At 47.4% G+C, this 22,956-nt stretch carries 14 protein-coding genes and 1 pseudogene; 9 read left to right on the forward strand and 6 right to left on the reverse strand.

Annotation, left to right across the window (positions count from 1 at the left end; translation table 11 throughout):
• Nucleotides 1-171: 171 nt before the first annotated feature.
• The 3 genes and pseudogenes from QUA56_RS24575 to QUA56_RS24585 form a co-directional block, all read left to right on the forward strand.
• Nucleotides 172-555, forward strand: coding sequence for an SLC13 family permease (locus tag QUA56_RS24575; RefSeq protein WP_333362911.1), 384 nt, complete (start codon nt 172-174; stop codon nt 553-555).
• A complete protein-coding gene (locus tag QUA56_RS24580) occupies nt 546-824 on the forward strand; it encodes an SLC13 family permease (RefSeq protein WP_333362914.1) in 279 nt (92 codons plus the stop codon). Before QUA56_RS24575 ends, QUA56_RS24580 begins: the two co-directional genes overlap by 10 nt.
• A gap of 229 nt (nt 825-1,053) precedes the next feature.
• A pseudogene (locus QUA56_RS24585) lies at nt 1,054-1,461 on the forward strand (SLC13 family permease); the annotation flags it as partial.
• Between the two features lie 189 nt (nt 1,462-1,650).
• Here QUA56_RS24585 and QUA56_RS24590 read toward each other — a convergent pair.
• Nucleotides 1,651-5,550, reverse strand: coding sequence for an alpha-mannosidase (locus QUA56_RS24590; protein ID WP_333362917.1), 3,900 nt, complete (start codon nt 5,548-5,550; stop codon nt 1,651-1,653).
• Between the two features lie 182 nt (nt 5,551-5,732).
• Here QUA56_RS24590 and QUA56_RS24595 point away from each other — a divergent pair, with 182 nt between their 5' ends.
• From QUA56_RS24595 to QUA56_RS24610, 4 genes are all read left to right on the forward strand, one after another.
• On the forward strand, nt 5,733-7,694 hold the full coding sequence (locus tag QUA56_RS24595; protein WP_333362921.1) for a hypothetical protein: 1,962 nt from the start codon (nt 5,733-5,735) through the stop codon (nt 7,692-7,694).
• 78 nt (nt 7,695-7,772) lie between these two features.
• Complete coding sequence (locus QUA56_RS24600; RefSeq protein ID WP_039887172.1) at nt 7,773-7,889, forward strand: photosystem II reaction center protein I; 117 nt, start codon at nt 7,773-7,775, stop codon at nt 7,887-7,889.
• A 437-nt stretch (nt 7,890-8,326) separates the two neighbouring features.
• Entirely contained in the window at nt 8,327-10,858 is a 2,532-nt protein-coding gene (locus QUA56_RS24605; protein ID WP_333362924.1) for a DUF3769 domain-containing protein, read from the forward strand.
• Nucleotides 10,859-11,024: 166 nt separating this feature from the next.
• Nucleotides 11,025-11,693, forward strand: a complete 669-nt coding sequence (locus tag QUA56_RS24610; RefSeq protein ID WP_333362927.1) for a hypothetical protein — start codon at nt 11,025-11,027, stop codon at nt 11,691-11,693.
• Nucleotides 11,694-11,840: 147 nt separating this feature from the next.
• Here QUA56_RS24610 and QUA56_RS24615 read toward each other — a convergent pair whose 3' ends face one another.
• Nucleotides 11,841-12,350, reverse strand: a complete 510-nt coding sequence (locus QUA56_RS24615; RefSeq protein ID WP_333362929.1) for a phycobiliprotein lyase — start codon at nt 12,348-12,350, stop codon at nt 11,841-11,843.
• 982 nt (nt 12,351-13,332) lie between these two features.
• Here QUA56_RS24615 and QUA56_RS24620 point away from each other — a divergent pair.
• Complete coding sequence (locus QUA56_RS24620) at nt 13,333-15,564, forward strand: hypothetical protein (protein ID WP_333362932.1); 2,232 nt, start codon at nt 13,333-13,335, stop codon at nt 15,562-15,564.
• A 120-nt stretch (nt 15,565-15,684) separates the two neighbouring features.
• Here QUA56_RS24620 and QUA56_RS24625 read toward each other — a convergent pair whose 3' ends face one another.
• The 4 genes from QUA56_RS24625 to QUA56_RS24640 all read right to left on the reverse strand — a co-directional run bounded on the left by QUA56_RS24625 (nt 15,685) and on the right by QUA56_RS24640 (nt 20,824).
• Nucleotides 15,685-16,401 carry a Uma2 family endonuclease gene (locus tag QUA56_RS24625; RefSeq protein ID WP_333362935.1) on the reverse strand — a complete coding sequence of 239 codons (717 nt, stop codon included), beginning with the start codon at nt 16,399-16,401 and terminating at the stop codon, nt 15,685-15,687.
• Nucleotides 16,402-16,503: 102 nt separating this feature from the next.
• Nucleotides 16,504-17,286 carry a Uma2 family endonuclease gene (locus QUA56_RS24630; protein WP_333362938.1) on the reverse strand — a complete coding sequence of 261 codons (783 nt, stop codon included), beginning with the start codon at nt 17,284-17,286 and terminating at the stop codon, nt 16,504-16,506.
• 240 nt (nt 17,287-17,526) lie between these two features.
• Nucleotides 17,527-18,936: a (Fe-S)-binding protein gene (locus QUA56_RS24635; protein ID WP_333362941.1), complete on the reverse strand. Its 1,410-nt coding sequence runs from the start codon at nt 18,934-18,936 to the stop codon at nt 17,527-17,529.
• Between the two features lie 472 nt (nt 18,937-19,408).
• Nucleotides 19,409-20,824 (reverse strand): FAD-binding oxidoreductase, encoded by a 1,416-nt coding sequence (locus tag QUA56_RS24640; RefSeq protein WP_333362944.1) that lies wholly within the window; start codon nt 20,822-20,824, stop codon nt 19,409-19,411.
• Between the two features lie 97 nt (nt 20,825-20,921).
• On the opposite strand from QUA56_RS24640, the gene QUA56_RS24645 reads away from it, so the two are divergent.
• Nucleotides 20,922-22,385: an ATPase domain-containing protein gene (locus tag QUA56_RS24645; protein WP_333362946.1), complete on the forward strand. Its 1,464-nt coding sequence runs from the start codon at nt 20,922-20,924 to the stop codon at nt 22,383-22,385.
• Nucleotides 22,386-22,956 lie beyond the last annotated feature (571 nt).

Raw genomic sequence — 22,956 nt, forward strand, 5'->3', positions numbered from 1 at the left:
AGCTGGTAGACCGTCGGCAGGGTAGATTTCCCGCTAGTTGCAATGCCAGCAGGTTTAGCTGCAATTACCCGGTCTGTACTTTTAGCATCCCAGACAATCGAAAAAAACGGCAATCAATGGTTTTAAGTATATATGATAACACTCAAATACCTAGTATAGGGACTGACTTACTTGGGATTCGGTTTGGGATATTTGCCGGGACTGCGGATGAACCGGGCGGCGGTTGCAATTGTTGGGTCAGCTTTGGCGGTGGCTTTGGGGATACTCAACCTCAAAACTGCTTGGGAGGCGATCGACCCGGGTACGATCGTTTTTTTGCTGGGAATGACGATCGTTAATTCGGCTTTGGGATCATCGGGTTTTTTTCAACTCGCTTTGGAGTTTTTAACTCGCTTTACTCGTTCTCCTTTCGGCATTATGGTGGCCGTTACTTTTGGCAGCGGCATTCTCTCGGCATTTTTTCTCAACGACACTACTGCTATTTTGCTGGCCCCTTTAACACTGAGTCTGACTCGCTCTTTGTCTCTCAATCCTATCCTTATCTTTTGGCTTTAGCCGGAGGTACTAATTTAGGTTCGGTGGCGACTGTGAGTGGCAACCCGCAAAATATTCTCGTCGGTGCTTTTTCGGGAATTAGTTATTTAGAATTTGCCCGCTCTCTCGCACCAGTAGCTTTAACTTGTTTGCTGGTTCAAGTAGCTTGGCTGTGGTTGCTTTATCCAGAAGTGCGTTCTGGCAAATCTTTGCCGGAGGTTCCCCAAGTCCGGTATCGATTGTTCAAGCCTTTACTAGCAAAAAGTTTGTGGGTGACAGCAGGACTTTAGTAGCTTTTTTGGCGGGAGCACCTTTAGCAGAATCTGCCTGGATAGCTGCCAGTATATTGTTAATTACTAGGCGCGTCATTCGATTTTAGATTTTAGATTTTGGATTTTGGATTGACTTGCGCGAGATAAATTCGGGGGCTTGAGGATTTTTGATTTTTGATTTTTGATTGATTCCACGGATCGATCGCGTGGCGGGTACCACCTTTGAAATTCGCTTGTCAAGTCCGATCGCATTTTGCAGCGCGTGGATTGGAATTTGGGAGTGATGTTTGCGGGATTGTTTGTGGTGACTAAGGCCACTCAACAACTCGGTTTGTTGGACAATTTAACTAATTTTACTGGTACGCCGCTGAGTTTGTTGGGAGTAACAGTAATTCTTTCTAACTTAATTTCTAACGTACCTGCGGTGTTAGTTCTGCAATCCGTGATTGTCAAAACAGATACGCAAGCTTGGCTGTTGTTGGCGGCGGGTTCTACTCTAGCGGGGAATTTAACTTTGTTGGGTTCTGCGGCTAATTTAATTGTAGCTGAAGTTGCAGGACAATCAGGCGAGCGTTTGACTTTTAAGGAGCATTTGCGGTTCGGGCTGCCGCTGACTTTCGTTACTTTGGGAATTGCGTATTTTTGGCTGTACTAAAAGGCTATAATCATTGCACGATCGTGCTCTTACAATTAAATTTTAGCTTTGGGCTTTTACCTGTGCGAACTGGATTTGTTTTCCATGAACCGCAGAGGGCGCAGAGGGCGCAGAGGGGAGATGAGAAGAGAATAAATGAGAGCGAAAGAGGTAGGTTGAAAAATTCTTGCAGATTTCGGTATAAAGTCTTTAAGTCTCTGTTTGGCGCACAACTCCAAAACTCGCGATTTTCCAAGGCTCTATCTTAAATCCTCGTCCTTCGGGCAACTTTTCAGACAAATTGGCAGGCAGTTCTAACAAATCTACTGGCTCTACAATCTCTAATTCCAAATCACTCTTGAATTCTAGCACAGCCTCCTTCCCCTCGGATTCCCAACACCGCAAAATCCACACGTTAGAATCTTCTTCCGACTGTTTGAAAGCCATCAAAACTAAATTTTCGGCGGACAAATCCAAGAACCTGCCAACTGCTGGCAGAGTCTTGTGGTCATTTTTCTCTAACTTGGGCAACATCTTTACTAACAGCGGCAAATTCAACTCGTACCCGCGCCGAACTGTGCCCGCCTCTTGCCAATTTCCAGCGTGGGGATAGACTGCACAAGTAAATTCGGAAACTCCTACATCTGCTTGTTCATCAGGCCAAGTCGAACCCCGAAGCAATGTCAGCCGAATTTGATTTGGTTGAAGGTCGCAACCGTATTTGCAATCGTTGAGCAAACTCACCCCAAAACCGTCATTGCTGATATCAGTCCAGCGCAAAATCGGCACTTCCCATTTGGCTTTTTCGGCGGGTGTTTGCGGCTTGGTTGTGCGTGCGATCGCACCTGCGGGAATTTCGCAAGTTGCAAAATCTGCTTCTACATTTAACCCAAAGGCTGCTTTTACTAAAACGTGAGTTTCTTGCCAATCTGCAACTGTCTTGATTTTCAGCACCGGCGAACCTATTTCTACTATATAATCTTGGCAAAACTCCGATTTACCAATTTGTCGGACTACCCGCAAACTCTGCCGTATTTCTCCCTGTGCTATCCAGGAAATATCTTTCAGTATCGGCGCTGGTAGTTGATGTTTTTCATAATTTGGGTCAATGTTCCAAGCATCCCAATATTGACCGCTGTCTTGAAATGCTTGCAGTTGATTTCCGCCTGCTGCATTCAGGACTTCTCTATTATTTACTTTATCCCAAATGCTGGATAAATCCCCGGTTTGTCCGTCTACTGTTGCCCGAATAAATTCATTTTCTAAAACCATTTCTGGGGCTGCAAAATGCGTTTCTTGACAAGGCGTGTTTTTTTGTGCTATACCGTATGTAAGTTTTGATAACTCTGTCTTTTTTTCGGTTTCTGAACTCGCGGACGCATTATCTACAGTTTGAGCGTCTTCGCGACACAGCCAAAACACCCGGTAGCCAACGGCGGGGAGATTATTTGCCCAGAATAACAGTGTAGATGGCGATTGCGGTCGATCGCCCCTGACAATCTGCGAAGCCAATCGCCGTCGGGAAAAATCGTAAATTTGCCAAGCTGAATCAGCAGAATCGGGAAGCGGTACGGCGACAACCTCAGAGCGCGACCAATTGAGAGTATTGAAAATCAAAATCGGTTGAGCGTCGGGCTGCGGAGGATTCGGCAGAGAAATTTGAGCCGAGATTGCATCCAAAGATTTTAGCAGGATTTCGCGACAAGCGCGATCGACCTCGGCAAAGGCTAGATTAGCATCCGCGTAGACTTGGGCGATCGCAGAACCGGGCAAAATATCGTGAAACTGGTTAAACAAAATTTGTTTCCAAGCTGATTCTAACTCGGATTTCGGATAAACCGCACCAGTACAAATCGTTGCCAGCGAAGACAGCAACTCCGCTTGGTAAAGCAATTCTTCGCAGCGGCGGTTTTGGCGTTTTTGGTCGGCGCGAGTCGTGTAGCAACCCCGGTGGAATTCTAAGTAAAGTTCGTCTTTCCAAACAGGGAGAGTGGGCGAGTGGGCGAGTGGGCGAGTGGGGGAATTTTTTACTTCGGATTTCTCCTTGTCAACCTCAGCGGGAAAATCAAGGTATTCATGCTCTGATTTCGACATTTTGCCGGAAAAGTTACCGCCGAACCCAGACAAATTCTCTGCTGTTTTCCGAAGTTTCAAATTTTCCAAGCTTGGCGGCTGTTTCGTTTGAGTTTCCGGCAAATTTTCGACAGAGTTAGGAGATGCGACATCCGACAAAGTTTCGGCAATTTGAGGAAGTTTCAAATTTCCCCGACTTGGCGGCTGCGAAACATTAGATTGAGACTCGACATCCGCAACTGCCGGCAAAAACTGACTCTCAATCAAAGACAAATAATCAACCGCTTTCGCAAACTCCAACCTGGGGAAAAAAGGCGACATTTTCCAGCGTTTCGCCACCTCCAACATATCACGAGTCGGGCCGCCGCCGTGGTCGCCAACTCCAGGCAACCAAAGAGCATCTTGCAAACCTGTTTTAGCTTCCCAGTCAAAAGCATAACTTGCCATTTTCACAGATTCTATACTTTCGCCAATGGGAGCAGACATCATGCTAAATATTTTAGTACCGTCCAACCCTTCCCACCAAAACGCACCGTGGGGAAATTCCGTTGTATCGTTCCAACGCAACTTTTGCGTCACAAAATAATCAACTCCACCTTGCCGCAAAATCTGAGGTAACTGCCACCCAAAACCGAAAGTATCCGGTAGCCAAGCCACCCGCATCAATTCCCCAAATTTTTCTTTTGCGTAACGCTGTCCGTAAAAAACTTGCCGCACCATTGATTCAGCGGAAATCAAGTTTAAATCCGGTTCTACCCACATCCCGCCGACAACTTCCCAACGTCCGACGGCCACCTGTTTTTTAATCGCAGCAAATAAGTCCGGCCGATGTTCTTCCATCCAAGCATAAAGCGCCGGAGTAGAATGACAGAAAATCAAATCGGGAAACTCCGATTGCAATTTCAATACCGACTCAAAAGTTCGCTGTGCCGCTTCCCAAGTTTCCGGGACAGGCCACAGCCAAGCTAAGTCTAAATGAGCGTGACCGACCAAGTAAATTTTACCTGTATATATAGATGTCTGTTCGTCACTTTCTCCTATATATATAGATGTAGCATTGCTATTTTCTCCAACCTGAAAAACTTCCTCTCTTATTCCTCCCTCTGCGCCCTCTGCGCCCTCTGCGGTTCCCTCATCTAAATCCCCAGAAAAAGATGTCAGAGCACCACCTTCTCCTATATATATAGATGTAGCATTGCTATTTTCTCCAACCTGAGAAACTTCCTCTCTTATTCCTCCCTCTGCGCCCTCTGCGCCCTCTGCGGTTCCCTCATCTAAATCCCCAGAAAAAGCCCGCAGATATCCCAGTAAATTGTGCCGCAAAACCGACAGCGAGCGATCGAACTTTTCGCGATCGCCCACCGCCGACCAATCGATCGAACCAAGCGCCAAATCAATCTCAGATTTCAGCGTTTTCCCCTTGACAAACCTGGGGCTATTTGCTATTGTTTCAGTGGAGAGGTATTGGGAATTTACATTTTCTAAATTTTGAGTTAGCGAATTTTGCAAAATCTCTAATTCGGCAGCCACAAAACCCGGATCGAAACAACAAGAGTCAGCAGCTTCGTACAAACAAATCGATCGCACTAAAGCACCGTTATCGTGACCCGGACTTACCAACCGCAAAATCACTAAAAATTCATCTCCGGGATTTGCCGACGAACTCAACAAAACTCGATCGGCAAAATCAAATAAATCTCCCCGTCCGACTAACTCGCCGTTGACAAAAATTTGAGCATCTTCAGCCCACCAAGTCAAACCCAGCAGCAACCGCAAACCAACCACAGGATAGCCGTGCAAATTGTCAGGAATTACAAATTGCTGGCCCAGATACAAAACTTGCTTCCCAGACGGCCAAGCAATATGTCCTTTCCCGTTAAGTTCGGCAACAGGGCTGTTACAAATATTTACCGAAGAGACAGCAGAGTCAGAATTGCAGTACCTCCAACCAGACTGAACCTCCACTTGGCTGAGGCGGCGCAACTTCTCGACAACTTCAGAAATATTATTGCTAGCAGGTGACACAGAAGCGCTCATATTTGGCTAAAATAGGATTTGTGTAGGAATCAAAGATCGGATTGAACCGCGAAGACGCAAAGGACGCGAAGAAATAAAGGTTTCAGAGGGTTTGAAGCTGCGATTAAAATCTGGCTTTGATTTTACAGCAATATTTCGCAATGCCGGCGCGAATCAAAAATCTGAATTGAATAATAAAACTTATGTCCAACGGTTACTACGGCCCCTACCAAAGCCGACTATTAAATTTTATATCGAAACAGTCCCGCCAAGTTGCCGACAATTGCGATCGAACTTGGCGTCAAATTAAAGAAACAACTCTCACCGCCACCCAAATTCTGCTTTATCCAGCTTATTTGCTGGTGCAAAGTTCCCGAATTTTGGGCAGACAGTTGCGGGAATCAAGCCAAAAAGTAGATTTACCGGAACTGCAAGAATTTGGCGCTGACGAAAATCCAGATTTGCAGCAAAATTGGTATCAGGGGGAAATTTCCGAGGAAAGTTCGATCGCCGAAATTTTGCACCTAGCTGAAAATTTGCTAAACTCGTCGCAAACCGCGAAAACTTTAGCCAGCTTCCCGCTGTTAATAAATCAGGGAAATGCTGTTAACGATTTACCTCCGGCTATCAATTTTAACGGACAAACCGCCAAGCATCAAACCACTTCCGTCTTAGAACACCCGCTTGCTAAAACTCAATTAAAACCGCAACCGAAAGTTGAGGGAATCGCCAGTTTTATCCCAGCCCGCACTTTAGTATTGGTCGGAAAAGAAAATCAGATATTAGATATTTTGACACCCGAACAGCAGGAAATTCTCGAAGGTAGCATAACTTGGGAAATTGCCAACTGCGGGCCCGAACGGCGGGAAATTACTCAAAAAGAATTAAAATTTAATCTCGGTTTGGAGTCAGCGGCCAAAAAAGCGCAGTTGCCGCCGGTGCGTCGTTTTTGGGAATTGATGGCATGGCTTCAGACGAGTCCGGTTGCTTTGAAAAGAAATCAGTTTGGAGAATCAATCCTCGCAGTTAAAAAATCGATCGACCGCAATTCTATCCTAGTCCAAACAGCCCGCGCGCAGATCGAAGCAAAAACCGCACAGCAGTCAATTGCGGCAGCGAATTCGATCGACGGCAATACCTCGGAATTAGAAACTAATTTTAACAGCAAGTTCGATCGACCCGCTAATCCTCTCTCCTTTGTTACACTACTCGATCGCGCCGCCGTCAACCTCGAAGAGTTTACCCTCCCGCCATCCGCAAAAACAACCGCCGCACCCACAGAAAACTCTGGAGTAAAAATTGACACATCCGGCACAGATGCCAATGTAGATTTGTCCGCCCGCGAAATCCTCGAAAAATACGCTCGAAACATCGAACAAATGATTTGGTCGTCAGTAGATCACCTTTTGGGCAAAGAAACCGCAGCAAGTGATAATACGGAGAAAGCAGTCGCTATTCAGTATTATTTGAAACAACGACAAGAACCAGAAAACACGCAAAACAGCCCAGAGGCCGATCGACCCTGGCTGAACTGGCAAGACTTATTCGGAGAAGCAGCACCGCAGCATTTAATCGACGGCAGTTCTGAAGCCGAGGCAGCAGCTCAAAGCCAAGTAGCACAAACCAGTCCAAAAGTCAAGCAGAAAATTGCCGAAGTAGGAGAATTCCCAGAAGGTCGATCGACCGCAGTCTCAATATCCCCCTACCCCGAAGCAATTCACCGCCTGCTGGGGCAGCTAAAAAAGAGCTTGCTCGCAAAAAGCCCAAAAAGTCAACCCCAAACAGCATCTGATTTAGCAACTACTCAAAAAAATAGCTCTGCACTCGCAGCAGAATCAACCCCAGGGCGCGCACAGGAAACCGAAGTGCCAAAAAACACCAACCCTAACACCCCACAAAACAGCCAATCCCCAGCAGCGATAACCGAACAAACCACCAGATACACCCCCGCACAACCAAAAAACCAGAGCGCAGGCGTCCCAGCAGAAGACGACTACTTAGAAACAAAAGCAGAATCGATGGGATACATTAAGCACCCGCTAGAACAAGTGCTCGAATGGCTCGATCGAGTCATGCTGCGGCTAGAAAACATCGCGGAGCAACTCTGGAATTGGGCAAAAAGCAACTTGCCAAAAATCCTTAAAAGCAAAGATAAAATTGACTAATCTTTAGCTTATGATAAAAAAGTTGCCGCAACAGCAGCAAATCAGCTCAGTATTATGCCATCTTTGGAGACTCCCACAGTGCTAACCCTCAAAATCGTAGTTAATGTAGTTGTTTTATTTTTTGTGTCCCTGTTCATATTTGGATTTTTGTCCAATGACCCGGCCCGGAACCCCAACCGCAGAGACATGGAATAAACAAGCTATCCCGGCCGCTTGCTGGGGGCACGCCACCGCAGCCCCTGCAACAGCCGACAAACCCGCAAAAATTAGTCGAACAAAACTTGACCGAAAGCATCCAGGATACAAGCCCCCGGATTCATCCGTCCAGAAATAAAAAACCTGTATCCGATGAAACTTGCCCCCCGAATTTATCCGTGGGGTCAATCTAAAATCCAAAATCTAAAATCTAAAATCGAATGACCTCGCACCAGCAGCGAGGTTATCTTGTGGCGAAAGCAAGTTCTGAAAGCAGCCATATTCCGGCGCGCCAAAGCCACTGCAAAAAATTTTAGATGTCAGATTAATCTTTAAACAGTTGCCTTTAGATGCAAAAATTTTCAAGAATTTGCACCCTATAAAATCTAAAATCTAAAATCTAAAATCTAAAATCGGATGACTTACCTGTTGTAACTATGCCCTATCCGGTACCGCCGCCAGAACCCTCTGCCATCATCTACATCGCAAAACCAAAAAAAGTCGCCCTCACTGTGGCGGCCGGCGATGGAGACACCCGCAGCAACCCCGCAGAAATACCGGAACCAAGCCCAGATATCGTTCAGCCACCGCAGCCACCGGCCCAAGCAGAACCCGCAGCAGCACTCCTCGGCACCACCGGCCAGCCTCCAGAAATCGCCGACCCCCTAGCAGCAGTGGAAAGCGGCGACGCAGTGGTAGGATTTCAGCGTCGGGTTCCTGCGGTAGAACCCGAAACTGCGGAAACTCAGAAAGATTCCTCGTTTACTGCTTACCAATTGGGTTCGGTAGAAAATGCCATTGCCATTCGCAATCGGAAACGAACCGCAGAGGCGCAGAGAACAGAGGAGAAAAAACAGGACAGGAATCTTGTCCGACAGCAGGAAAGTTGGTATCAGGCCCAAGGCCGGCAGTTAGAAGATAACTCTCCCGTACCTGCTGAAATTCCCGTTCCCGAACCCGCGCCAGAACCAGCACCCAGCGGGCAACAGCAGTTCGACATTCCCACACCAGGCACCGCCCCCGCACCCAGAACGCCCCCTGCGCCGACACCGAAACCTAAACCAGCGGCGCCGGGAGTCCGCACTGCGCCTTCTGGGCGGACGGTGCCTTTTCCGGTGACTCCGGCCGATACTATTGAAATTAAGGCCGACCGCCAAGAATTCGACGACAAGCAGCAAATTGTCACGGCGGTTGGTAATGTCGTCGTGCGGTTCCGGCAAACTGTGATTGATGCCGATCGGGCGATCGTCAACTTAGTCACCCGCCAAGTGGTAGCATCCGGCAATGTCGCCTATACCCGCGGCCAACAAGTAGTGCGCGGCCAGCAGATGGAGTTCAATCTCGGCCTCAACAGCGGCGCAGTCGAACAAGCCAGCGGTGAAATATTCCTGCCCGCAGCAGGTAGCGAATTGACGCCCACACTGCCTACAGATATTAGTGCCGGGACGATTCTCGAACAGCCGCTGAGCGATCGAATTACCAGCCAGCAGCCCCTGCGCGGAGTCAAATCCCCCGGCGCCGCTACAGTCACTATCGGCGGCGGCGGACAGCTAGCAGCCCCCCAAGTGGTCGGCGCCGTCAACCGCATCCGCTTTGAAGCAGAACGCATCGAACTCCTGCCAGACGGCGCGAGGGTAGCAACCAACATTCGGATTACTAACGACCCGTTTTCACCGCCGGAATTTGAATACAGGGCCCGGAGGGCGACGATTAGAAGGATTTCGCCCACGGCTGAGGAATTGGTCACAAATTCGCCCCGCTTGGTGTTCGACAACCGGGTGAAAATACCCGTGTATCCCCGCAGGCAAGTGTTTGACAGCCGGCAGCAAAACGGCCCGTGTTTGACCTTTGGCTACGACGGAGGCGACCGCGGCGGTTTGTATGCCGAGTGCGGTTTTGAGGTGTTGCAAAACGGGCCGGTGCGGCTGACCCTGACGCCCCAAATTTACCTGCAGCGGGTCGTGGCAGAGCACGGCGGCAATCCGTTTTCTCCCGACAGCTACGGGCTGAAAGCCAAGTTGGGCGCTAGTCTGGGGCCGCGCACCAGGCTCGACGGCGAGGCAATATTTCTGAGTTTTGAGGATTTCCCGAATTTGCCGGAAGACAGCTTTCGGGGCAATTTGCGCCTGCGGCAGTCGATCGGCACTCACTCTCTGGCAGCAGAATACAGTTATCGCGATCGGCTGTTTAACGGTTCTCTGGGCTATCAAACCGTGCAGAGCAGCCTCGGGGCAGTCCTCACTTCTCCAGTCATCCAACTCGGAAGCACTGGTATCAATCTCAGCTACCAAGCCGGGTATCAATTGATCAATGCTGACACCGATCGAGCAGACTTGCTCGAACCAGTGCGGGAAAACAACCGAACCGATCTGGGCCGTTCCCAAGTCAGCTTCGCCTTGAGCCGCGGCTTCAACCTGTGGGAGGGCGAACCGCTGCCCCGCACTCCCACCCAGGGTTTGAAGTACACGCGGACGCCGGTGGTTCCTTTCTTGCAACTGGCCTTGGGAGTCCGGGGAGTTGGCACTTATTACAGCAGCGGCGATCGACAAAATTCGATCGCCCCCAGCGTCGGCATTCAAGGGCAGTTCGGTCATTTCTCCCGCCCTTTCCTCGATTACACTGGGTTTAACGTGACTTATACCCAGGTGGGACGTGACGGTATATCGCCGTTTTTATTCGATCGCTTAGTAGATTTGAGAGTCCTGTCTTTTGGACTTGTCCAGCAAGTTTACGGAGGGTTTCGACTCGGGTTTCAGACCGCTGTTAATTTAGAAAGCGGGGAAGCAATCAGTACGAATTACAGTTTAGAATATAGCCGCCGGAGCTACGCAATTATTTTGCGTTTTAATCCTGAGCGTCAAGTCGGCAGCCTGACTTTTAGAATTAGCGACTTTAACTGGAATGGGACTCCCCAACCTTTTTCCGGGGACGCGCGAACTGTAGAAGGAGGCGTGCGTTTATCCGATTAATTCAATTTGGTTATTAGTTATTGATTATTAGTTATTGGTTATTGGTTATTGGTTATTGGTTATTGCAACGAACCAATAACAGCGAACCAATAACAACGAACCAATAACAGCGAACCAATAACAACGAACCAATAACAGCGAACCAATAACAGCGAACCAATAACAAATGACAGAAGTGACAGCAATTTCTGCACAAGCAGCGGCTCTGCTGGTTCACTACGGTTTTGACCTAGGTGGCAAAAAAGCAGAGAAATTGGCGGGTGAATGGCTGACTAAGTATCCCGGCTATTGGCTGCGTTTAGCAGTGGTTGAAGCGCTTTATCAAGGGCGCTACAAGGCTGTTTCTGTCGGACAGCTATTAAGTATGTGGCACCGGATCGGCCAACCTCTCTATCATTTCAATCGCGAGTTTGAACGCTTGGTATGCAACAATTTTCCTCAAAATTTAACCCTTGAAAATGACGATCGACTGCCACAGGAAGATATACTTGTATCGAACCAGGAATCGGAAGTCGGTGTCGCAGAGTTAGACTTTCGCGGGCCGTCAGAGGCGCAACTTGATGTGGCGCTTCATGCAGAAGTCCCGAACACAGAGGCCCAGGAAACAGGAAAATTACCCGCAGCCGATCGCACAAAAGAAAATACAGAATTTGTAGTATATGAAGATGTGGCTGTTACCGCCCTGGCAGATCGAGCCGAAGCCGATCGCAAATTAGCCGACAAACCTGTGGCAAAATCATTCCCAGTTGTCAAACACACAGACTTTCACACCAAGTTAAAAGCCATTGCCCGAGAAGGCCGCAGAAAGAAAGGAGAAAGCAGAAAACAGAAATAAGATCAATTCCGGTTGAACTCATACATGACTGTTGACTGTTGACTGTTGACTGTTGACTGTTGACTGTTTAGAAATTTGAACAATACGGATGCAACCGGAAACGATATAAGATGTGAACTTTGGGAATTACATAGTTATTGGTGAAAGTTAAGTTTTCGGGCTTACTCCCATCCGAATTTCCGAACAAAAAGACGCTTGTTCCGTACCGTTAACTTGCTTGACAACGCTAGTCCGCAGCCGCAGGTTGGGCATGAGATACCACAGCCTTTCTTCCGCGTGGAGGGTGTCTGATTCTGTAATCAATGTCAGCACGTCGCCGCCCATCACGTAGCGGCTGTTACCCTTGTCTTGCAACACTTTGCCTTCGTTGGGATTGTCGGGATTGGGTACGATCGCTAGTATTGTAGAACCGATTTGTTTAGCTTGGTTGCGATCGGGAATACCGTCCCAAGTAATCCGAACGCTGGTTAGCCCAGTTGAAGCGGGGTTAATCGAGTGCTCTTGGCAAAGTTTGACGACTGCTGCATCGCTAGCCGTCAGTATTTCTATTTTGAGGTCGGATTTACCAGCCTGCAATTCCCCAGAATTGAGATTGTGTACGGTGCGCTGGGAAAACCATTTGCCTGCACTTAACTCGAAAAACTCGATAACATCCATGAAATTTGTCTCTAAACTCAAATACTGCTCTATTTTCGATCGCCACTTGCGCGCTATGGAGTCAGAAACCCGGTTTCTTCCTGCGTACTAGCGGCCAAACCAATGATTTTGGCTAGAAACCCGGTTTAAGAGTGCAAGTCCTATTCTATATTTTAAAGGAATGGGGAGCGCCTGCAAAACTTTCCGAGAGCTTTGAACGATCGCAGATTGCAGGTGCGGTTGAGGTACGAAGCCCAACCAGGGGGACATCTGCCTCGCTGATGCGACGCAATTGACCAAAAATTAGAGCATCCGGCCTCGTGTTTCGTTAAAAAAAGCCTTGTTCCGACATCAAATAGGATTGCACACATCAAAATTTTTTGCTTGAGTGTGTTTATCGATCGACAATCATCGCCCAAAGACCGGCTATGTTAAGAAAAACAACGATACAGCATATTCCATGTATATGCGGTTCTCAGAAAGATGAGGTACGTAGTTGGGCTTCAGCCCTCTTAGTCTGGCTGGTTATGTAAGCTGTCAGTCATACCTCATCTTTTTGAGAAAGGCTATATATGCGGTACACACAATAAGAGTCGTAAGTAAGGTGCGTCGCCACGCATCAATCTGCAAATTCCATTGAACCTGCTCCGCAGATCCGCACCCTACATAACACGTACCGCACAATATAGCTTTATAGTGTACTTCACGAACCACCGAATATGCTGTATGTGTCAGCTTTTGTAGATCGATCGGTAAATTTGGCGCTGTTGAGTTGAATTCTATTGGCTGCGGTTGATGGTAATCGCACTCCTTGAAAATTCAAAAAGCAGACTCAGACTAAAAAACGAGCAATTCATCGAACCATCACCAAACCGAGGGCAGCAGCCCGTAGCAAATAGCATTCAAATATGTCATGCTAAGTCAAGAGAAAAGATTCTCGATCGGGTTTTCGGCAGGGTGCAGCTAGCGATCGTATACCTTTAAAAAAGACATCCGTAAATTTATGAGCGAGTTTACAGAAGGGCTGGATAAAATGCAGCCCGCCGAACAGACGCACTGCCTGGAAATCCTGCCAAATCAGCTAGCAGCGACTTCAGACTCAGAGAAATTATACAGCCTACTAACAGATTACAATTTTATTGAAGCCAAGCTGTCAGCATCGGGAGTGCAGGCGCTAATAGAAGATTACGATTTAGCAACAAGTCCCGATATTATAACCTCAGACCAAAAAGCCGACCAACTCAAATTAATCCAAGAAGCAATTCGGCTTTCGGCCCACATTCTAGCCAAAGACCAAACCCAACTAGCAGCCCAACTAATTGCCCGTTTGATGCGCTTTGAAAGTCCAGAAATTCAAGCACTGCTAGCACAAGCAAAACACCAAAAAAAACCCTGGCTGCAGCCGCTAACCCCCAGCTTTACTCCTCCCGGCGGGAGATTGCTACGCACCCTCACCGGACATACAGATTGGGTACAAGCTGTAGCAATCACCCCTGACGGCAAGCGGGCAATTTCTGCCTCCTCCGACCACACTCTGAAAATTTGGCACTTAGAAACAGGAGAAGAACTTTCCACCCTCAAAGGTCATCTTACCTACGTCAATGCTGTAGCTGTCACCCCAGACGGCACTAAAGTAATTTCCGGTTCTTGGGACAATACTATTAAAATTTGGAATTTAGAAACGGGAACAGAAATATTGACATTTGCAGGCGATACTTTTGCCGTAGAAGCTGTGGCGGTTACTCCCGACGGCAAGCGAGTAATTTCTGGTTCTTGGGACGGCAGTATTAAAGTTTGGGATTTGACAACAGGGGCAGTAATTTTAAACCTCAAAGGTCACAGCAGTTTTGTGCAGTCGGTAACAGTAACTCCTGATAGCAAACGGTTGATTTCAGGGTCAGGCGACAATAGCATTAAAGTCTGGAACCTAGAAACGGGAAAAGAACTTTTTACTCTCACCGGTCATGCAGACTGGGTAAAAGCAGTAGCAGTTACTCCCGACGGCGAACAAATAATTTCCGGCAGTTACGACGGAACTGTTCAAGTCTGGAGTTTGTCAGAAAGAAAGCAACTTTTCACTTTAGGAAAACACGGCAGTTTCGTTCAAGCTGTGGCAGTCAGTCCCGACGGCAAACGAGTAATTTCGGCTTCCGGCGACAAAACGCTGAAAGTTTGGAATCTGGAAACAAAAGAAGAACTTTTTACTTTTACCAATCACATCGCCCCAGTGAATGCTGTGGCTGTTACCCCCGACGGCCAGCGGATAGTTTCTGGTTCCTCTGACAAAACTCTCAAAGTTTGGCACTTAGAAATAGGAAAAGAAAATTTATCATTTGCAGGTCACGATGACTGGGTAAATGCTGTAGCAGTGACGGCGGACGGTACTAAAGCGATTTCCGGTTCTGGAGACAACAGCATTAAAGTCTGGAATCTTGAAAACGGACAGGAAATTTTTACGATTCCCGGTCATAAAGATTGGGTAAAAGCGATCGCCATAACAGCGGATAGCCAGCGAGTAGTTTCGGGTTCCGGCGACAAAACTGTGAAAGTTTGGAATCTAGAAACCGGACACGAAATCTTTACTTTCAGGGGTCATACAGACTGGGTAAATTCTGTGGCAGTGACTGCAGACGGAACGATGGTGATTTCCGGTTCGGGAGACAAAACTATTAAAGTTTGGAGTTTAGAAACAGGAGAGGAACTTTTTACTTTTTTAGGTCACGAGGACGGGATAAAAGCTGTGACAGCCACTCCCGACAGCAAGCGGATTATTTCGGCTTCCGGCGACAAAACTCTGAAAGTTTGGAGTTTGGGCAAAGAAAAGAATATTTTGGCACATTTCTGGAATTTAGCCGTCAAAAATCTACTTTTCACTCTCAAAGGTCACGAGAGTTTTGTGAATGCTGTGGCAGTTACGGCGGATGGCAAATGGGCGATTTCTGGCGGGCGGGAACACAATCTGAAAGTTTGGGATTTGTCAAGTAGAAAAGAAGTTTTTACTTTGGCAGGTCATGACGATGCCGTAACATCTGTGGCGACTGTGGGAAATAGGGCGATTTCTGTTTCGGATGACAATACTCTGAAAGTTTGGGATTTGTTAAGTCGAGAAGTAATTGCTAGTTTCAGGGGAGATAGTGCTTTGAAAGCTTGTGCTATTGCACCGGATGGGGTAACAATTGTGGCGGCGGAAGCTTCGGGACAGGTGCATTTTTTGAGGTTGGAAGAGGGGGAATAGTCATTAGTCATTAGTCATTAGTCATTAGTCATTAGTCATTAGTTATTAGTCATTAGTTATTATGCCGATCGCACTTTTGCTAAAATTTAAAAGTGCGATCGCCCTTTTCCCCAGTCTAGTTTACAATTGTTCCGGGTCAATTCCCATCGATCGCAGTCTTTCTGCTAGCACAGCAGCCCGCTGTTCGGCTTGTTCTGCCCGCAGCCGTTCTTGTTCTGCACGCTGTTCGGCTTGTTCTGCCCGCTGTTCGGCTTGTTCCAAGCTGCGAGAAACCTCCTCATAACTTGCAAACGGTTCGCCGTCAGGGCGATAAATTTGCAACTCTTCACCCGACAAATCAAAGCGAATTCCGAGTCGGGGGCTGACCCAATTTTCGATCGCATCAATTACGTCCAAACGCCCCTGCGAACGCATCCAACCGCTAAAATCGTTGCGTTCCGGGTCGTACAGGTAATATTCCTCAACACCGTGGCGATCGAAAAATACCTGTTTTTTATTCATTTCTGTTAGCCTGTTACCGGGAGAAAGAATTTCAAACACTACTTGCGGCGCGATATTTTCTTCTTCCCACTGTTTGTAAGAACCTCTATCTCCTTTCGGTCTACCGAAGACTACCATCACATCCGGGCCGATAGAAGTTTTGTTATCTCCTTCAACAGGATACCACAGCAAATTTCCGGCGACAAATACATTCGGGTCGTCCGCAAATAGCCACGCTAAATTTTGTTGAATGATGAGTATCCAGCGAAATTGTTTGGTATTGTCTGACATTGGTTCGCCGTCGCTGTCGGGGTAAATTACATCAGGTTTTTGAGGAGACTTGAGTTGAGTTACCATAACTGTTGTCCGGGGTTAGGGACTGTTGAATTTAATTTTAGCTTGTGGGAAAGGTGAGAAGTGCGATCGAGCTTTTTGATCCAATCCAAAACAGCCAAATTTCTAACTTAATTCATCTGGGTTAATTCCCATTTCTCGCAACCGTTCCACCAAAATCTGCGAACGCTGACGTTCTTCTGCTAAAGTGGTTTCTGCAAGTTCTGCCCGCTGGCGTTCTTCTGCTAAAGTGGTTTCTGCAAGTTCTGCCCGCTGGCGTTCTTCTGCTAAAGCGGTTTCTGCAAGTTCTGCCCGCTGGCGTTCTTCCTCTAACAGTTGACAAATCTCAACGTAGGAGAAAAACCTCGTTCCATCCGGTCGATCAATTTGCAATTGAGAACCCGATAAATCGAAGCGAATTCCCAATCGAGGACTCGCCCAATTTTCCATTAAGGCGATCGCATCTAACCCGTCTTCTGCCCGCAGCCAGCCTCGCAGTTGGTTGTTGCTAGGATTGTAAATGTAATATTCTTCAACGCCGTGGCGATCGTAAAATAGCAACTTCTTCTCCATTTCATCCTGCGTGTTACTAGGAGAGAGAATTTCAAACACAACTTGCGGTGCAATTCCTGACTCATTCCACTGCTGGTAAGAACCGCGTCTCCCTTTCGGTGTGCCGAACGCAACCATCACGTCGGGGGCGTTAACAATATTCGATCTTCCCTCGATTGGATACCAAAACAAATCACCAGCTACGAAAACATTCTCGTCATTAGCATACATCCATTCTAAATTTTGTTCGATGACGAGAATCCATCGAAATTGATCGGTATTATTTGCCATTGGTAAGCCGTCGCTGTCGGGGTAAATAACTTCTTGCTGAGTAGGGGATGGGATTTGAGTTACCATAACAGTTGTCCGGGGTGAAAGACTGTTGAATTTAATTTTAGCTTGTGGGAAGAGTCAGAAGTGCGATTCCCTGCGGGATAGCTACGCCGCGCGTACTTTCTCAATACAATAGCCTCTTCCTCTTTCTCATTCTTCTGGCCCCTCTGTGGAACAGGCGTCCCGCCTGTGAATTTCTGCGGTTCATTAAAAAACATCTCACTCAGCAGCGAAAATAGGGCAGACACCGCCCGCCCTACCACACTACTTCCTCAGCAACTTCACCCCGCGAATCGAATAATCCAAAAGCTCGATCGGGTGCATCAAAGTAACTGCCTTTCCCTGCAACTCCAAATGCTTCTTAATTTGCAAAGAACAACCCGGATTAGAAGAAGCAATCAACTCCGCCCCAGTATTCAGCAAATTCTCCACCTTTTGCACTCCCAATTCATCAGCAATTTCCGGCTGAAGCATATTGTAAACCCCCGCACTCCCGCAGCACAAAGCCGCATCCACAGGTTCTTTTAACTTCACACCAGGAATTTGTTGCAGCAACTGACGCGGCTGCAAACTAATCTTTTGCCCGTGCAACAAATGACAAGCATCCTGATAAACAATTGTCAAATCTCCCTCAATCAAAGGATTGAGTTTCGCCGTAATTCCCGCACTTACCAAAAACTCTTGCACGTCCTTCACATTAGCAGTAAATTTCTCAGCTTTCTCCCGATAATCCGGGTCATCTGCTAAAATATGACCGTATTCTTTCAAAGTGTGGCCGCACCCAGCAGCGTTGATAATCACCACATCAACGCCAGTATTTTCAAAGCTATCAATCATTTGTCTCGCCAAAGATTTCGCCTGTTCCGCTTGCCCTTGGTGTTCCGGCAAAGCAGCACAGCATCCCTGACTTTTCGGAATCACAACCTCGCAACCGTTAGCCGTCAAAACTCGCACCGTAGCTTCATTAACGGGCGAAAATAACAGCCGCTGCACGCAGCCTAAAATCACGCCGACTCGATAGCGTTTCTCCCCTTGTGCCGGAATTACCTCGGGCAAATTATCCCGGAAAGAATCGACAGTAACTTTCGGCAAAATTGATTCCATCGCGGCCAAGCGGGGAAATACTTTTTTCAGCAAACCTGTTTTGCGGACAAGTTTTGGCAGTCCTAATTTTTGATAAATAAACAGCGGTACAAGCAAAGGTCGCAATCTGTGAGGATAAGGGAAGAGATTAAAAATCAGAGTGCGAATTACATTATCGGAAAAAGTGCGTTCCTGATTTCTAGTAACTTGGTGGCGAGTTGCGGAAATTAATTTGTCGTATTGAACTCCAGACGGACAAGCTGTTACGCAGGCTAAACAGCCCAAACAAGTATCGAAATGCTGCGAGGTTGCTTCATTTAAAGGTGCGTCGCCTTCGTTGATTGCATCCATTAAATAAATGCGGCCTCTGGGGGAATCCATTTCTTTGCCGAGTACGCGATAACTCGGACAAGTTGATAAGCAAAATCCGCAGTGCACGCAAGTATCGATTAATTTCGGATCGGGCGGATTGTTAGCGTCGAAACCCGGGATTTCAATGGTTTCTAAGTGGGGATTTTGTGCTAAAAAATTGCTTTCTTTGGCTGGTCTTAAATCGTCGCTGGGAACTTGAGATTTTTCTGAAATTTGCATATATATATTACCTAATTGTTTTGGTTCCTAGTGACTATCGCCTAAAACCCTTGATAATTCTTGCTTTTAGCTGAGTCTAGATCCCCCTAAATCCCCCTTCTTAAGGGGAGTAGGGGTTGACTTTGAGCATTTCCTGTTCCCCCCTTAAGAAGGGGGGCTAGGCAGGGTGGATTAATTGTCATCCTAGAAATAGGTACGTAGTTGGGCTTTAGCCCTCTTTATATATACGTCTAAAGAGGGCTTTAGCCCAACTACGTACCTTTATTAATTAATATAACAGTTGCGTCCCAGACGCGAGCTTTGAGCGGTGCTTTCTGTCGTTTCAGTTTTCTTCTCCTCACAATAAAACTACCCTGCTTCTTAAGGGGGGCTAGGGGGGATCGATGGCCTAATCGTCATAACACTATATCGGTACTACATAAGACGTTAAGTTGACACCAATGAAACTGAAGTCCTGACTACAAACTTTAAACTAAATACCGCTGATAAAACGATGGGGACTCAAAATATTTTCCGGGTCAAACTGCTGCTTGATCCGTCGCATTAAATCGATCGCACTTCCAGTATAGCCCCAAACATCTAACTGTTGCTTGATGTCGGCCGGCGCTGCTAAAACAGTCAGAAAACCGCCTTTGGCTTCGCACCCTCTGCGTACCTGCAACAGCGTTTCCGCAGTCGCATTCTCAAACCGCAAAACCCCCAAACCGCTGCCTGCATGAATCAAAGCGTCCTGTACCGGCAATTCGTTAATGGCCGTTACAGCTTCCGACGGTCTGATTCCTATTTTGCAAATAATTGCCGATTTTGTGCCAGAATTCCACATTGTTTCTGGCAATCTTTGCCATAACTGATGCTCATCATTTTCGCAGCAGCTACTGCCTTGCAAACCCAACTTTTCGCCAACTTCCAGCAAGCGGGCTGATTGTTGTTTAACACTTTCTGCGATACTTTGAAATCTGACGATTAATCCCGTGCCCTTTCCTAAACCTAATTTTGCGACTAATTCAGGTGACAGCAAATCGATCGCACTTGGTGTCAAAGCAGAGGATAATAAGATTTGAGCCGTTTGGGACAAAGCATTAGTTTCCCCTGTCAGCACTACAGTTCCCGATGATTCAGGCAGCGGATAAACTCGGAAAGTTACTTGAGTGATGATGCCCAATGTGCCGTAGGAACCAGTAAACAGTTTCATCAAGTCGTAACCGGCGACATTTTTAACAACTCGACCTCCGGCTACGGCAATTTTACCGTCCGATCGCACAAAGGTTATTCCCAACAACAAATCGCGAACCCCCCGATAGCGATGCCGCAAAGAACCCGCATCAGCAGTAGCGATAATTCCGCCCAAAGTTGCCTGTTGCGGATACGCCGGATCGATCGGCAAAAATTGACCTGCTGCGGCTAAAATTTGCTGCAAATCGGCAAACTTCATTCCCGCTTCCGCAGTCACGGTTAAATCGCCCACAGCGTGTTCTACAAGCCGGTTCAGACGCGCGGTACTGACGGCCACAATCCCCCCTGCATCAGGAGTTCCCCCTAAATCCCCCTTAAAAAGACCCACTTTGACAACATCTTGCTCCCCCCTTGTTAAGGGGGGCTGGGGGGGATCGGAGTCTAATTTTACTAAACCGCCCCAATCAACTTTACTGCCACTGCCACAAGGCAAGACTGCACAGCGATTTTGCCGAGCACAAGCAATTACAGCCGCCAATTCTTCCTGAGTATTCGGGTAAACGGTACAATCTATTTTCGTGCCCGGGGCAACTGCTTTTTCTACCCGTTCTTGCCAAAATACCTCTGTGTACTGCTGCTGAATGATCCCAGCAGTCCCGACAATACTTTCTAATTCTTGTGTGCTAACGTAATTTTCGGTAGAAAAAGATTTCATCAAGGTTATCAGACGCCCGGTAAAAAAAATTATCAAAACACTGCCTAAAACCATTAAATATTAATACGGGCCCGATATTCAAAAGATGAAAAAACAAATGTCTCAAAACCGACTTTCTCTGGGAATTACCGGTCTCAACGAAGTGATTGGCGGCGGCCTAATTCCTCAACGCTCTTATCTGGTTCGCGGCGGCCCGGGTACTGGCAAGACTACACTGGGCTTTCACTTTTTGGCTGCAGGTGTGGCTCTGGGAGAAACGCCCCTGTTTATTACTTTAGGAGAACCGGAAGCGCAATTGCGCGCCAATGCCGCAACTCTCGGTTTTGATATTGAAGCGATGGCGTTCCTCGATTTGAGCCCATCTTCAGAATTTTTTACAGAAGTTCAGACTTATGACATTTTCTCGCCCTCCGAGGTTGAGCGAGAACCGACTACACAAAAGATTATCGAGCGAGTCCAAGCTGTCAAGCCGCAACGGGTGTTTTTGGATGCGATCACTCAATTTCGCTACTTAGCTGCGGATGAGTTTCAGTTTCGCAAGCAAGTTCTGTCTTTTCTGCGGTTTTTGGTGGAAGGGGGGGCGACGGTGGTGTTCACCTCCGAAGGCACATCAACTGCTCCCGACGACGATTTGCAATTCATCAGCGACGGAGTAATTTATTTAGAACTGCGCCCTGAAGGACGCGCTGTGTCTGTCACCAAGCTGCGAGGCTCCAACTTCCGCAGCGGCCACCATTCGCTCCGCCTGACTCAGACTGGTATGGAGGTATTTCCGCGACTGCTTCCGGACAACTTTCAACAGGATTTTGTTGCTGAAGCGATTTCTGCTGGGGTTCCAGAAATTGACGAACTGCTGCACGGGGGACTGGAACGGGGGACGGTGACGGTGATTAGCGGGCCTAGCGGCGTTGGTAAAACGACGGTGGGGATTCAGTTTATGAAGGAAGCGGCGGGAAGGGGGGAGCGATCGGTAGTTTACATTTTTGAGGAGTCAAGTTCTACTCTGCTGCGCCGCTGCGAATCAGTTAACATCCCGGTTGGGGCGATGATTGGGCAAGGAAGTCTTTCGGTGATACCTGTGGAACCTTTGCTGTACTCGCCGGATCAGTTTGCCTGTATGGTACGGCAGGAGGTGGAGCAGGAAAAGACGCGGATTGTGATGATTGACAGTATTTCTGGCTATCAGCTTTCGATGCAGGGGCAAGATTTGGTGAACAATTTGCACGCTTTGTGCAAGTATCTGAAGAATATGGGAGTCACCGTTATCTTGATTAATGAGGTAGAAGCCATTAGCGGAGATTTTCGGCTGACCGAGATCGGGATTAGCTATTTGGCGGATAATCTTCTGTTTATACGTTATCTGGAACGCCAACTGGATAATAGGACAGAAATCCGCAAGGCGATCGGAGTAATGAAAAAACGAGTCAGCAATTTCGAGAGAACTTTGCGAGAACTCGAGATTACTCGCTACGGCATCAAAGTCAGCAAACCGATACGGGGGCTGCGCGGCATTTTGAGTTCGGCACCGGTGTGGATTGAGGAGGCAGCGGATGAAGATTGAATCGGGGTTTATCGTCCTGTTTTTGGGTAATTGCAGCTAATTTTGCAGTCGCGAATCAAATTAGTAGGGTGCGCGCCGCGCACCTCACCACTAGCCTAAGTCCTGAAAAACTTAAATATATTGGTAAATTTGTGTATTTTTCGACTTTTATCGTAGTGTAGTTTTCAATTCTATGAAATACAGTAAGGGCAAAGGGCACGCGGTCGTGTGGGAGCATCTCTGTTTTGCAAAAAGCATTTTTTTTATTATAGTGCGAGCTTAAGAGCTCGCGTATTCTACAAATCGCGAGATATTAAGCTCGCACTATAAATGCAAAACTGAGATGCTCCCCGGTCGTGTCCTGTACCCCAGCATCTGTACTTCACTCAACTGAAAACCAATGTAATACCAATTCTCGCCTCGTCGTCTTGCAACAATCATGAGTGTTAAGTTTGTTTCCTGAAAGACTGTATGCACCGGTGCGTCGCTGTGAGATTGTCGCTCTTTTTTAGGATTTTTGATGGCGACGCACCCTACAGCTACTGAAAACCAATGTAATCCATCGCCGAAAAGTCAGCTAATACCAAATAAA

The sequence above is a fragment of the Microcoleus sp. N3A4 genome (assembly GCF_036701805.1).
Classification (GTDB): Bacteria; Cyanobacteriota; Cyanobacteriia; order Cyanobacteriales; family Microcoleaceae; genus Microcoleus.